Source organism: Nocardioides agariphilus, assembly GCF_015352445.1.
Lineage (GTDB): Bacteria > Actinomycetota > Actinomycetes > Propionibacteriales > Nocardioidaceae > Nocardioides > Nocardioides agariphilus.
The window spans coordinates 21,506-34,764 of record NZ_JADKPO010000023.1 but is presented as its reverse complement, the minus strand read 5'-3'; the positions used below and the strand labels follow the sequence as shown (position 1 = coordinate 34,764).

General features: G+C 69.5%; 13 protein-coding genes. 2 read left to right on the top strand and 11 right to left on the bottom strand.

What is annotated here, in order from left to right:
* Positions 1-4: 4 nt before the first annotated feature.
* The gene (locus ISU10_RS16125) at positions 5-1,381 is read right to left on the bottom strand and encodes an HNH endonuclease (RefSeq protein ID WP_194697439.1); all 1,377 of its coding nucleotides are present in this window, start codon (positions 1,379-1,381) and stop codon (positions 5-7) included.
* A gap of 87 nt (positions 1,382-1,468) precedes the next feature.
* On the opposite strand from ISU10_RS16125, the gene ISU10_RS16120 reads away from it, so the two are divergent.
* Positions 1,469-2,470, top strand: coding sequence for a serine hydrolase domain-containing protein (locus tag ISU10_RS16120; RefSeq protein ID WP_370865517.1), 1,002 nt, complete (start codon positions 1,469-1,471; stop codon positions 2,468-2,470).
* 110 nt (positions 2,471-2,580) lie between these two features.
* Positions 2,581-2,754, top strand: a complete 174-nt coding sequence (locus ISU10_RS16115; protein ID WP_194697438.1) for a hypothetical protein — start codon at positions 2,581-2,583, stop codon at positions 2,752-2,754.
* 53 nt (positions 2,755-2,807) lie between these two features.
* On the opposite strand, the gene ISU10_RS16110 is transcribed toward ISU10_RS16115, so the two are convergent.
* The 10 genes from ISU10_RS16110 to ISU10_RS16065 are packed head-to-tail and all read right to left on the bottom strand — an operon-like array spanning position 2,808 to position 13,190.
* Entirely contained in the window at positions 2,808-3,629 is an 822-nt protein-coding gene (locus ISU10_RS16110) for an arylamine N-acetyltransferase family protein (RefSeq protein WP_370865515.1), read from the bottom strand.
* A 24-nt stretch (positions 3,630-3,653) separates the two neighbouring features.
* Positions 3,654-4,658 carry a lipocalin-like domain-containing protein gene (locus tag ISU10_RS16105; RefSeq protein WP_194697437.1) on the bottom strand — a complete coding sequence of 335 codons (1,005 nt, stop codon included), beginning with the start codon at positions 4,656-4,658 and terminating at the stop codon, positions 3,654-3,656.
* Positions 4,655-5,224 (bottom strand): RNA polymerase sigma factor, encoded by a 570-nt coding sequence (locus tag ISU10_RS16100; protein WP_228501141.1) that lies wholly within the window; start codon positions 5,222-5,224, stop codon positions 4,655-4,657. Before ISU10_RS16100 ends, ISU10_RS16105 begins: the two co-directional genes overlap by 4 nt.
* A 53-nt stretch (positions 5,225-5,277) precedes the next feature.
* Positions 5,278-6,486 (bottom strand): N-methyl-L-tryptophan oxidase, encoded by a 1,209-nt coding sequence (solA, locus tag ISU10_RS16095; RefSeq protein ID WP_194697436.1) that lies wholly within the window; start codon positions 6,484-6,486, stop codon positions 5,278-5,280.
* Positions 6,479-7,579 (bottom strand): aromatic ring-hydroxylating oxygenase subunit alpha, encoded by a 1,101-nt coding sequence (locus tag ISU10_RS16090; RefSeq protein ID WP_370865512.1) that lies wholly within the window; start codon positions 7,577-7,579, stop codon positions 6,479-6,481. The genes solA and ISU10_RS16090 overlap by 8 nt, the downstream gene beginning before the upstream one ends.
* Positions 7,576-8,595 carry an ABC transporter ATP-binding protein gene (locus ISU10_RS16085; protein ID WP_370865510.1) on the bottom strand — a complete coding sequence of 340 codons (1,020 nt, stop codon included), beginning with the start codon at positions 8,593-8,595 and terminating at the stop codon, positions 7,576-7,578. The genes ISU10_RS16090 and ISU10_RS16085 overlap by 4 nt, the downstream gene beginning before the upstream one ends.
* Entirely contained in the window at positions 8,592-9,566 is a 975-nt protein-coding gene (locus tag ISU10_RS16080) for an ABC transporter ATP-binding protein (protein WP_194697434.1), read from the bottom strand. The genes ISU10_RS16085 and ISU10_RS16080 overlap by 4 nt, the downstream gene beginning before the upstream one ends.
* Positions 9,563-10,483, bottom strand: a complete 921-nt coding sequence (locus tag ISU10_RS16075; protein WP_194697433.1) for an ABC transporter permease — start codon at positions 10,481-10,483, stop codon at positions 9,563-9,565. Before ISU10_RS16075 ends, ISU10_RS16080 begins: the two co-directional genes overlap by 4 nt.
* A complete protein-coding gene (locus ISU10_RS16070) occupies positions 10,480-11,526 on the bottom strand; it encodes an ABC transporter permease (protein WP_370865507.1) in 1,047 nt (348 codons plus the stop codon). The genes ISU10_RS16075 and ISU10_RS16070 overlap by 4 nt, the downstream gene beginning before the upstream one ends.
* The gene (locus ISU10_RS16065) at positions 11,523-13,190 is read right to left on the bottom strand and encodes an ABC transporter substrate-binding protein (RefSeq protein WP_228501140.1); all 1,668 of its coding nucleotides are present in this window, start codon (positions 13,188-13,190) and stop codon (positions 11,523-11,525) included. The genes ISU10_RS16070 and ISU10_RS16065 overlap by 4 nt, the downstream gene beginning before the upstream one ends.
* Positions 13,191-13,259 lie beyond the last annotated feature (69 nt).

The following is a 13,259-nucleotide window of genomic DNA, read 5'->3' as shown; positions in this document are numbered from 1 at the left end:
CCGTTCATCCGGCCAGCACGAGGTCGATGCGTGCCCGAGTCTCCCGGATCATCACCAGCGCCGGAGGAACCGAGCGATACGTGTGACCCGTGGGAGTGGCGGTCTCGACCGCGTGGCGGCCGCCCGCCCGGGAGGGTCTGGCTCGCCACCCAGCCGCCTGCTTGGCGTAGTTGCAGGCCTCGCAGAGGCCCTGACCGTTGACGGCGTCGGTGTCTCCCCCGCTGGATGCACCTCTCAGATGATCGGTATGTCGGATCGGTGCGTCACACCACGGCGTGCGGCAGATCTGGTCTCTGAGATGGATGAAGCGGGCCAGCGAGCCGCGGAACAGTCGGGCGCGAGATTCCATCGCCACCAGCTCGCCGGAGGTCGGATGGGTGTAGAGGCGACGCAGCCAGATCCGCTCGTCGCGGTCGCAGGCGCGGGCGACCAGCTCACGAGCCAGCTCGGCGGGCACCGGCCCGTAGCCCTCCATGTGAGCAGGCTCGTCGCTGCTGCCGAGGAGAGCTGCGTCAGTCATCACCAGCCCGAGGCTCACACCCACACCGGCCGCCGGCGCGACCGCGTCGCTGGACGTCTCCCCCGTCGCCTGCGCATCCGGGACCCGCACGGCCGCGTCCACGACGGAGGTGACGAGGGCGTCGGCCATCACCTGGCCCCGGGAGCGCGGGTCACCCATCGCCCGGGCCGAGTCGGCAGCACGGCTGAGGGCGGCATGCGCAGCCATGCCGTCTCGCGCGGGCAGCAGGGCGGTCAACCACACCATCGCGTCGGGAGCGGGCCGCAAGGTGATCGTGCGGTCAGACTCAGCGCGACGCCGGCGAGTGACGAAGAACTCCGGGTCTAGCCGGTAGGCGGTCTGCTGACAAGCGACGACGAGCTCTCGATCGCCCATCGCGACGACCTTGTCGAGGTCGCCGCAGACCTGGGCGTCGACGGCAAGCCTGTCCTCACGGGTCAGGCACGCCGTCTCGCGAGCCACCAGCGTCGCCCTCCACTCGGTGATGCGCCCGGCGCGCCAGGCCTCCCACGTCGAGGGCAGCTCGGAGACGACGACCTTGGCGAGACCCACATGGCGTTGCCCGCGGTGGTGGGACTCGCGTCGAGCGAGCGCCACCTGGGCAGCGACGCCGCGACCCTGCTGAGCGAGGGGCACTCCCACGGCATCCTGCGCGGCTCGTTGCGAGTCGTCGAACTCTGCCGTCAGCGCTGCCTGGGCCGCCGTCGCCACGCACACGAGCTGCTCGAGAGCGCGGATGGCGTCGATGCGTCCGGCGTCGTCGAGACCTGACGGGGACTGCAACGACGCACTCAGAGCACGTGCGGCAGCCGTCACCGAGGTGGCCGTGAGAGGGTCAGAACCCGAGAATGTTTCGAACATGTGTTCGAATTATGACACGGTCTCCCATCAGCTGTCAACGAGGAAAACCCAGCGGTGGACAACCAGACCTGCGACTACGGTGGCGTCGTGGACGACCCGCGCCAACGGCTGGACGCAGCCGCGAGCGAGTGCGGGTTCAGCGGTGTGGTGCGGGTCGACCGTGACGGCACCGTCGAGATCGACGCTGCCTACGGTCTGGCCGACCGTGCGCACACCATCGCGATGACCACCGACACCCAGCTGGGGATGGCGAGCGGGTCCAAGACCTTCACCGCGGTCGTCGTGTTGAAGCTCGTCGAAGACGGCCTGCTGGACCTGTCGATGCCCGCGCGGGCGTTGCTCGGCCGCGACCTGCCGCTGATCGCAGACGACGTGACGGTCGAGCATCTCCTGTGCCACCGGTCCGGCATCGGCGACTACCTCGACGAGGATGTGCTGGACTCCGACGACTACCCGATGCCGGTCTCCGTGCACCGGCTCGTCCGCACCGAGGACTTCGTCCCCATCCTCGACGGCTACCCCACCAAGTTCCCTGCGGGCGAGCGGTTCTCCTACTGCAACGGCGGGTACGTCGTACTGGCACTGCTCGCCGAGCGGGCTTCGGGCCGCAGCTACCAGGACCTCGTCCGCGACATCGTCTGCAAGCCGGCGGGCATGAGCAGCACCGACTTCCTCCGCTCCGACTCGTTGCCAGGCACGGCTGCCCTGGGCTATGTGGAGGTCGACGGGTACTGGCGCACCAACGTCTTCCACCTGCCCGTCGTGGCCACCGGTGACGGCGGCGTCTACACGACCGGCGCTGACATCACGCGGTTCTGGGACGCACTGATGACCGGCCGCCTCATCGGGCAGGAGACCCGCCACACGATGCTCACGCCGCGCAGCCCGGTCGACGAGGACGGCGACGGCTACGCCCTCGGTTGCTGGGCAAGGCCAGGCCCGGGCATCGTCCAGATGTCGGGCGGCGACGCAGGCGTGAGGTTCTGGTCCAGGCACGACCCCCGTGACGGCTCGACCATCACGGTCATCGGCAACAGCGGGGCCAGCTCCCGGCCGCTGGTCAAGGTGCTCGACGACCTTCTGAGCTGATCAGCTGCCGACTTCGTCGTTGTGTTCGCCAGCCGACAGACGCGGCCCGCCGATCGGAGCAGAGTCCTGGTCATCAGGCCACACGGTCTCAGAAATCCAGGGAGAGCATCATGACCATCATCGACACCGCCACCGTCTCGGCTTTCCTCGTCGTCCTCGCCGTCGCTGTCATCGCCACGGCCATCACCCTCGGCGTGGCCCTGCGTGCCTACTACGCCAGCCGGCCCGCCCGGACCCCGCGTATGCGCGCCGAGGTCGCCCTGCAGAGCCGCTACGCCCACTGAGCCTCGCTCCTCCACGCGGCCGGGCCCCAGCAGGGGTCCGGCCGCTGCTGTCCCTACGGGCGCAACTGGGAGACCCTCCGCAGCAACCGGTCGCGCTCCTCGTCGGTGAGGGGTACGCCGAGCTCGTCGATCAGCTCGGCCAGCTCACCCTCGCGCAGCTCGCGGTGCTCGGTCGGCTCGCCCGGTCGACGTACGGTCAGGGTCTCGTGGGTCAGCGCCACGTGCTGTCCTGGCAGGTGCTTGGTCAGCATCAACATGTTGCGGAAGTGGATCGTCGGGAACGTGCTCGTGTAGTGGTGACCGACGATCACGTCGAGCGGCTCCACCGGAAGCTCGTCATGGGTGTGCATCAGCTCCCAGTCGCCGTCACGCCAGCGTTCGAGCGTCCAGCTGCGGCCCGGTCCCAGCGGCACCTCGCGCAGCCGGTAGCGCCACCCGCCGTGGCTCTCCTCCGCACCGTCGGTCAGTGGTATCGGGCGCAGCACGCTCATCCCGAACCCTGGGTCCGCGAGCAGCTCTGACCCGTCGACCCTCACGACGACGACGCAGTGGGTCCGGGCCTGGCCTCCCACGCGACCGAGCCGCCGTTGGACGTCGTAGCCCAGCCGCTCCAGGGCAGCCGCGAACAGCACGGCGTGCTCGAAGCAGTACCCGCCTCTCCCCCGCCCGACGAACTTCTCCTGCACTGCATCGAGCGACACCCCCGGATGCTCGTCGAGCAGCACGTCGATGTTGTCGAAGGTGAACGCCCGGACGTGGGCTTCGTGGAGGGCGTCGAGAGCGGACCTCGACGCAGGTTCGAAGCTCATCTCGATCCGCGCCAGGTAGGCGTCGAGGTCCAGCCGCTCGGCCTGCCAGGGACTCTGGGTACTCACGGCCCCTATCTTGCTGCGTCGGGCTCAAGGAGCCAGCGAGAACCAGGCCTCGGCCCGCAGGAGGACCTGGCAGTCCTTGCGTGCCACGTCCCCCCGGATCACGAGGGTGCCGAAGTCGGTGGCCTGCAGGTTGCTGAGGACGAACTGGTCGCCTGACTGGCAGCTCGGCGAGTCCCCCGAGCTGGTCAGGCTGAGGCGGGAGCTCGAGTCACTGAGGGTCCAGGTGCCGAGGTCGGCAAGCTCCCCAGGCCCGGTGAGCACCGTGTAGGTGCCGTCACCGCGCAGCTCGGACACGTACTCGCCCTGCGGATCGAGCCACGTCGCCACGACCACCTCGGGTCCTGTCACCGGCCGCCACACGGCCTCAGCGGGAGCCTCGAGGCCTCCCATGCCACCCGGGAGCACCCGTTCCAGCGCCCACTGGGGACGGAACGGTCGGTCGCAGTCGAAGTCACCCAGACCCACGGGAACGATGTGCAGCCCGCCGCCCGCAGCCATGGCCGCGCGGAGCGACAAGGTCCGCCCGGCGCACGCGGCGGTCCCACCGTCGACGTCCACGCTTATCGTGTCGCCGTCGACGACGAAGGTGCCGTGGACCATCGGGTCCGCGGACAGCTGGCCGGTGTCGTCGTAGCTGAACGAGCCGTCCGCGGTGAACATGAACAGCATCCGCGAGACGGTCGGGTTGTCGAGCCGCCAGACGCCGGCCAGTTCCTCGGCCGTCGGTGCATCCCCGACGAGGAAGGTCTGGTCGGCCGCCGACAGGGACGTTGAGGTGGGCGTCGGCACCGGCTCGGTCGGCGACAGCGTCTCGTCGTCAGACCCGAGGCTCTGCCAGGTGGCGACACCGACGACCACCGCGGCCGCCGCGGCGGCTGCGACCACGCCCCGTCGCCGGTGGCGCTGCTGCCGCCCGGAGATGCGCTGCTGAACCTGGTTGCGGGCGTCCCGCAGGTCCGAGTCGGTCACGACGATTCCTCCTGTCACTGCCTCGATGTCCCGCGCGAGGCGCTCCTCGATAGTGCTCACCGGTTCACCTCGATCCCTTGCTGAAGTGCGTGCAGCCCGCGATGGGTGTGCGTCTTGACCGACCCCTCACCGATGTCGAGGAGTGCGGCCGTCTCGGCGACCGACAGCTCGAGCACGAACCGGCAGGCCAGCACCTCGCGCTGACGCCTGGGGAGCATCCGCATCTGCGCCACCAGCGAGCCCACCTCGTCGCGCGCCAGGGTGGCGTCCTCGGGTGTCCGGCGCGGTCCCTCACGCACGAGCAGGAGAGGCCGCTTGGCTCGCTGGGTGGCCTGGCGGCGTACCCACGAACGGCAGCGGTTGAGCACGGCTGAGCGGACATAGGCCTCGGCGGCGTCGGGGTCCCGGAGTGCGCGGAGGTTGCGGTGCAGGGAGACGAACGCGTCCTGGACGGCGTCCTCGGCAGCCCCACGGTCGCCCACCATCACGACGGCGAGCCGCAGAAGGGCCGCATAGTGGCGACGGAAGACGACGTCGACCAGCTCTGCGCGGGCCGACTCCGAGCTGCGCCGGCCGATGTCACGGTGCTCGCCCATCGAGAGCTCCTCGGGGACGGATTGCGTCATGCCCGAGAGTCGTTCGACCTGCGATCAGGTTGACACAGGCCGCCCTGGAAAGCTCACACCAGCCAGTGAGCCTGGTAGGACGGGTCGACCAGCGCCGCGCGGTCCATCCCGAACGGCGACACGTCGCTGCTCGTCGTACCGCTCTCGGCGAGGTCAGCCAGGATGCGACCGAATGTCGGCGCGAACTTGAACCCGTGGGCGGCGCCAAGACCTACGACGACGGACTCGTGGCCCGGCACCGGTGCCATCACGAAGTCGCGGTCGGGGGTCAAGGTGTACTGGCAGCGGATCGAGCGCACCGGCCGTCCCGCCTCGGGAAGCAAGGTGGTGACGAACGACGCCAGCCGCTCCAGCATCTCCGCGTCGGGTTCGGCGGTCCGCGAGAAGGGGTCGGAGGTGTCGATCACCGGGCCTCCGCAGTCCTGGGCGGCCTTGACCGTCGGCTCGCCGTAGCACGGGAAGCCGTAGAAGGACGGGTCGTCCATCCAGATCCACAGCGGCAGGTGGTGCGGGGCGAAGCTCCCGGGCCGCTCGGGGGCGAAGTACGTCGCCTGCTCCAGCGTCGTCTCCAGCGGCAGGCGGACGTCGAGGCCGGCCAGTACCTCGTTGGTCCAGGCATCCGCGCAGACGACGACACGATCGGCGACCACCCGCTGGTCGAGATGGTCGAGTCCATCGCCGATGACCAGCTCCACGTGCCCACCCCGGTCGACCAGCTCGAGCACCCGCGTCGACCCTCGAAGCTCGGCGCCCGCAGCCACCGCGAGCTTCTGCATCAGCGCAGTGGTGCGCGCAGCGGGCACGATCGCGCCCCGCTCCTGGTAGAGCCCGGTCGTGCCGTCCGGCAGCGCGAACTGCGGCCAGCGGCGGCCCGTCTCCGCCACGTCGAGCAGCTCGAAGGGGATGCCGACCTCGGAGAGCGACGCGGTGTAGTCGTCCATCGGGATGGCCGGGTCAGCAGGGAACAGGTCGAGCCCGCCGGTCACGGTGACCAGCTGCTCACCTGACCAGCGCTCGAGCGCGGCCCAGTCGGCGTAGGCCTCCTGGGTCAGCCGGACGTAGACCGGCGTGTGGTAGCTGTGCCGCAGGATCCGGCTCGAGTCGTGCGAGGCGCCGCGCTTGTGGCCCAGCTCGAACCGCTCGAGACCCAGCACCCGCTTGCCTCGGCGCGCGAGGTGCATCGCTGCCGCACTGCCCAGCGCGCCCAAGCCGATGACCACGACGTCCCACCTCGCTGGTCGAGCCTGTCGGGACTCACTCATCGCTGAGCCTGGGCAGCAGCCAGCGCCGGATGTCGGCGCTGTCGTCCTCCATCGGCGCGAACCAGCCGTGGGTGTAGGCACGCGACGACATCCCGCGCTGTACCGACTCGCAGATGGCCCAGTCCTGCTTGTTGACCAGGTCCCAGAAGTCGCCGGCGTCGGAGGGGTCGAAGTCGGCGGCTGCGACGGCGTCGGGGTGGAACAGCAGCGAGCAGTCGATGCGCGTGCGGTCGACCGCGAGAGGCTGCAAGACGAACGCCGCGACGTGGTCGGCCGAGCACGACAGCATCAGGTTGGGGTAGACGAGCTCGCCCTTGTGACGCACCTTCTCGGCCTCCGACAGTCCAGGCAGCGGTGAGCGGTTGGTCGTGCCGCTCATCGTGAAGGTCCACGCGCCCTCGCGGTGCGGGATGCCGTCGTCCCACTCCAGCCCGAGCCCACCACCTCCGAACGACGGCACGAGACGCACCAGCTCGGGGTGGACGGGGCCGCAGTGGTAGCACTCGTTGTAGTTCTCGGCGAGGACCTTCCAGTTGGCGGCGACCGCGTAGGTGAGCCTCAGCCCGGTCACCAGTGAGCCCATGTCGTAGTTGCCGAGGTTGCCGGCGGCCTTGGCAACGCCCTCGTCGAAGGTCCCGGGACCAGGATGAGTCAGGTTCACGAAGACGAAGCCAGCCCACTCCTGCACCCCGACCGGGTGCAGCGAGAAGTCATCGGGATCGACCTCGACACCGTCGGTGTGGGGCGCCTTGAGCAGCCGGCCCGACAGCGAGTAGGTCCACGAGTGGTAGGGGCACCTCAGCGCACCGGCCGCCGAGCACACGGGAGGGCTGAACGGCTCGCGGGGCACGACCTGTGAGCCGCGGTGCCGACAGACGTTGTAGGCGGCGTGCAGGCCGTCGTCGTCACGCGTCAGCAGCACCGACTCCCCCACCACGTCGACAACAGCGAGGCGTCCGGACGCCTCGAGGCCGAGGTCGTCGAGTCGTCCGACACACGCCCACGTGGCAAGGAGCACCCGGTCGCGTTCCTTGACGAAGGCCTGCGGGTCGACGTACATCTCGCGGGGCAGCGCGGCCTGGAGCCCGGTCACGAACGACTCCCGGATCGTGCAGCGACCAGATGGCACGCCGTGTGATGACCCTCCCCCGCCGAGAGGATGGGCAACGCGGAGGTCCGGCAGTCGCCGCCGACTCCTGCGTCCTCGGCCGAGCCGTCGGCGAGCGCGGGGCAGCGTGGATGGAACCGACAGCCGTCGGGGATACGGGTCGGGTCGGGCACCTCGCCGGTCAGCACGACGGGGGTGACGTGGTTGATCTCGGGTACGACGGACAGCAGCGCCTTGGTGTAGGGGTGCTGCGGGTCGCGCAGGACCTCCTCGGTCGGGCCGGCCTCGACGACCCGGCCGAGGTACATCACGGCGATGCGGTCGGCGATGTTCCAGGCCAGGCCCAGGTCGTGGGTGACGACGAGGACGCCGAGGCCCAGGTCGCGCCGGAGCTGGAGCAGCAGGGCCAGGATCTCGCCACGGATCGAGGCGTCGAGCGAGGAGACCGGCTCGTCGGCCACCAGCAACTGCGGCGCCATCGCCAGGGCACCGGCGATCAGGACGCGCTGTCGCTGCCCTCCCGACAGCTCGTGGGGGTAGCGCAGGAACAGCCGCTCAGGAGGACGCAGCCCGGCAGAGGACAGCGCCGCTGCAACCAGGTCTGCCTCGTTGCGCCCCTCGGGATCGTGCGCGTCGAGGCGGTGCAGACGGATGCCTTCGGCGACCGACTCGTAGACCGTGTGCCGGGGGTTCAGTGCGCCCGCAGGGTCTTGGAGCACCAGCTGGACCCGGCGCCGGAACGCGCGCAGCCCCTGCGCCGATCGGTCCAGGGGCTGGCCGTCGAGGAGCACGTCACCGGCAGCCGGCTTCTCGAGACCGAGGAGAGCGCGCGCCAGCGTCGTCTTGCCCGATCCCGACTCCCCCACCAGAGCCAGGATCTCGCCTGCGGCGATGCTGAGGTCCACGCCGTCGACGGCTCGGGCGACCGGGCCGCCGCGACCCTGGAAACGGATGGAGAGGCCGCGGGCCTCGAGCGTCGTCTCGCTCCCGGTGGGGTTCACGGGGCCTCCAGCAGCAGGCACGCTGCGGCGCGGGTGTCGTCGCCGCGGAGCTCGGGCACGACCCGGTCGCAGTCCTCGAACCTCTGCGGGCAGCGCGGGTGGAACGAGCACCCGGAGGGCAGCTCGGTCGGGTCGGGCGGGTCTCCGGGCAAGCCCGACGGGGCGTAGCGCGCAGCCAGGTCGCCGATGTGGGGGAACGAGGCAGCCAGCGCGGCGGCGTAGGGGTGGAGCGGGTCGGTGAAGACCTTGTCCGCGGGGCCGTGCTCGATCACGCGGCCGGCATACATCACCGCGATCCGGTCGCAGAGGTCGGCCAGCACCGACAGGTCGTGGCTGATCATCAACAGGCCGACGTCGAGGTCGGAGACGAGGTCCTTGAGCACGTTCAGCACCTGGGCCTGGACCATCACGTCGAGGGCCGTGGTCGGCTCGTCGGCCACGATCAGCCGCGGGCGGCAGGCCAGCGCCATCGCGATCATCACGCGCTGCCGCTGCCCGCCGGAGAGCTGGTGCGGATAGGCACGAGCACGCACTGCCGGTAAGCCCACCTGCTCGAGCAGCTCGCCGACCCGGCCGTCGATCGTCTTGTCGGACAGGCCGGGCTCGTGCAGGCGGATCGGCTCGGCGATCTGGGCACCGACGCGCTGCACCGGGTTGAGCGAGTGCAGCGCGCCCTGGAACACCATGGAGGCGCCGGCCCAGCGCAGCGTGCGCAAGGCACCCCACTTCATCGTCAGCACGTCCTCGCCCTCGAACAGCACACGGCCGGTCACCTTCGCCGACGGGGGCTGCAGGCGCAGGATCGTGGCGGCGAGCGTGGACTTGCCGCACCCCGACTCCCCTGCCACGCCGACGACCTCGCCCGCCGCGACCGACAACGAGACACCGCGTACGGCGGGCACGTCGCCGCCACCGGTCCGGTAGGTCACCGACAGGTCGTCGAACTCCAGCAACTGGGCAGACCCGTTCACCGGCGAGCACCCAGTCTCGGGTTGAGTACCTCTTCGAGCGCCTGGCCGACCAGGGTGAAGCTGAGCACCACCAGGACGACGCAGACACCGGGCGGCACGATGAACCACCACGAGCCCGTGGTGATCGCACCCACCCCGAACGCCGCGTCGAGCATGCTGCCCCACGACACTCGCGTGGGGTCTCCGAGGCCGAGGAAGCTCAAGGTGGTCTCGGTGAGGATCGCGATGGCCACGGTCAACGTGGTGTTGGCGAACACCATCGGCATCACGTTGGGCAGGATGTGCCGCCGCATCTGGTGACCTGAGCCGGCCCCGAGGACCTTGGCGCGCTCGATGTAGGGACGCTCACGGATCGTCAGGGTCTGGGCGCGGATCAGCAGAGCCGTGCCGGGCCACGAGGTCACCCCGATGACGATCACGATGTTGATCAGCGACCGGCCGAGCGTCGTGGCCATCACGATCGCCAGGGGCAGGAACGGGATCACCAGGAACCACTCGGTCAGCCGGAACAGGATCGCGCCGGTCCAGCCGCTGAAGTAGCCCGACATCAGACCGATCAAGGTGCCGAGCACCATCGAGAGCAGCGTCGCCGCGAGCCCGACGAACAGCGAGATGCGCGACCCCCAGATCAGCAGCGTGAGCACCGACCGGCCCTTGTCGTCGGTGCCGAGCCAGAACTCGCCCGAGGGCGCCTCGAGCACCCCGCCCGTCGCCCTGGTGACCGAGAGCCCCTCGGACGGGGCGATGACCGGAGCGAGGAGCGCGACGCCGACGAACACGAACAGGATGCCCAGGCCGATCATGCCGGAGCGGTGCTGACGAAACGTCGCCCAGCCACGACGCCAGGCCTCCCGGCGTCGCCTGCGGGCCAGCGCACGGGCCGAGATCTGCGCCGGGACCGTCGTACTTGTCGTCATGTGCGCACTCGTGGGTCGAGGAGGCCGTAGAGCAGGTTGGCCACGAGGTTGGCCAGGATCACACCAGCAGATGCGACCAGGAAGGTGCCCTGCAGCACCCAGTAGTCGGGCACCGACAGCGCCTCGGTCGCCAGCAGTCCGAGACCCGGGATCGAGAACACCGTCTCGATGGTGATGGCGCCCGAGACCACGAAGCCGATGTTGAGCGCGACCAACGTGGTGGTCGGCAGGAGCGCGTTGCGTACGGCGTGCCGGTTGCGGACCTGCACGTCGCGCAGGCCCTTGGCCCGGGCGGTGGTCAGGTAGTCCTCCCCCAGCTCGTCGAGCAACGAGCTGCGCATGATCAGCGCATAGTCGGCGAGATAGGCCAACGTCAGCGTGACCACCGGCAGGGTCAGGTGCCGCGCCGTGTCGAACCAGCCGGCCACGGAGTTCGGGTCGACGTCGATGGAGTGGAGCCCGCCGGTCGGGAAGTAGCCGGGGATCGGGCCGAAGCCCACCGCGAAGGCCGCGATCAGCAACAGGCCGAGCCACCACTCGGGCATCGCGTAGAGGGTCAGCGAGGTGCCGGTGGAGAAGTTGTCGAACTTGCCGCCGCGGTTCCACGCGCCCCGGATCCCCAGCCACACACCGATCACGGTCGCGAAGATCGTCGAGAGCCCGACGAGCAGGATCGTCGGCCACATCCGGTCCAGGATCAGGTCGCTGACGGGCACGCGATAGCGCAGCGAGATCCCGAAGTCGCCGGTCAGGGTGTTCTTCAAGAAGGTGACGAACTGCTGCGGCAAGGGCTGGTCGAGGCCATAGGCCTTGTTGAACTCCTCCAGCTGCTCAGGCGTGCTGAACCGGCCACGACCCAGCGTCTTGGCCGGGTCTCCCGGCATCACCCGGAACAGGAAGAAGCTGACCACCAGCATGAACGCCAGGCTGCCGAGTGCGCCGAGGCAGCGGCTGAGCACGTATCGACCGAACGTGCCCTGCCGCGCCGGTGCCAGCTCCCCTGCATGTCCTGGCCCCGCATCCGCTTGGGTGAGGACCGTCACTCGCGCTCGTCCACGGTCGACCGGCGGCGCATCAGGGCGATCCCGCCGACGACGACCGCAAGGCCGGCGAGCACGCCGACGCCGATCACCGCGCCGTTGCCTCCACTGTCCTCGCCGCTGTCGTCGCCACCGTTGCCCCCGTTGGACCCGTTGGACCCGGTGGTGCCGGTGACCGCACCGACGGCGTTCTCCAGGCCGCCACAGTCCCCGGCATCCGCGGCGGGCCGGACGTTGAGGTAGTTCTGCACGCCGTACTGGATCAGCCAGATGCCACCCGGGTCGGGCTGCGGCTGGAAGCACGCCCAGCGGTCGCTGCGGAAGGCCTCACCGATCGAGGAGTACGCCGTGACCAGGTAGGGCGCGTCGTTGTAGAGGATCTCCTGCATCTGCTTGACCTGGTCCTCGCGAGTCGCCTGGTCCTGCTCGACGTGCTGCTGGTCGTAGAGCGCGTCGTAGGCCTCGTTGCTGTACCAGGAGTCCGACCAGTTGCCGAGCTGGCCGGTGGTCAGGTAGCTGAGCATCGAGTCGGGGTCAGGCTCGACGTACCAGCCCCACTCGAAGGTGTCGAAGGTGCCCTCCAAGATGACGTCGGTCAGCTTGCTCGACTCATAGGTCTCGACCTCGGACTGGATGTCGAGGTCGGCCAGCCACTCCTTGAAGAACTCCATCACGTCGACCGAGGTCTCGGAGTCGCTGCGCGCCGCCAGGCGGAGCTTGCCGATCGGCTTGCCCGAAGGGAGCGTGCGGAACCCGTCGTCACCCACGACATAGCCGGCTTCGTCAAGCAGGGAGGCCGCCTTCTCGGGGTCGTAGGCGAAGGCGTCGGGGTCGTCGGAGACCCACTGGTAGCCGGGGTAGGCGGGCGGGATGATCGTGGTGCCCGGCTGGCCGCCTCCTTGGTAGGCCGTGCGGATGATCGTCTCGCGGTCGATCGCGAAGTTCAGTGCGAACCTGAACTTCGGGTCGAGCACGGCCGGGTTGGGGTCACCGATCGGGTCGCCGGTCTCGGTGTCGATCGAGCCGGTGTTGAAGGCGATCTCGTCGAAGCCGGGCGAGTCACCGTTCTGCGCGGTGATGCCGTCCTGGTTCTCCAGCGACTTCACCTGCAGAGCCGAGATGCCCTCCGCGAAGTCGATCTCGCCCTTGATCAGCGCCTGGACCATCGGGTCCTCGCTCTTGTAGACCCGGAAGACCACCTCGTCGATGTTGGGCGCGCCCTTCCAGTAGTCGGGGTTCGCCTCGAAGCGGTACGTCGAGCCGCCGGCCGTGCCCTCCACCAGACGGAACGGACCCGAACCCACCACCGGCGCGTCGTCGGACGGCTCGTTGGCGTAGCTCTTCATCTCCTTGTCGGTGACGTCCTTCCAGACGTGCTCGGGCACGATCGGGATGGGGAGCAGCGGCAGCACCGCGTTGGGCTCCTTGAGGGTGAGCACGACGTGGGTGTCGTCGGGTGCCTCCACGGTCTGGACCCCGGTCAGGTACGACGACCAGGTGGCCGCCTCCGGCCCGCCGTCCAGCACCCGGTTGTAGGTGTAGGCGATGTCGTTGGCGGTCAGCGGCTGGCCGTCGGACCACATCACGCCCTCGCGGATGTTGAAGGTCCACACCAGCCCGTCATCGGAGGTCTCCCAGTCCGTGGCCAGGCCTGGCTCGGGAGCCATGTCCTTCATCGCGTAGCTGATCATGTAGTCGTAGGTCAGCGCCCACATCTCGAACGACGTCGCCTCGAT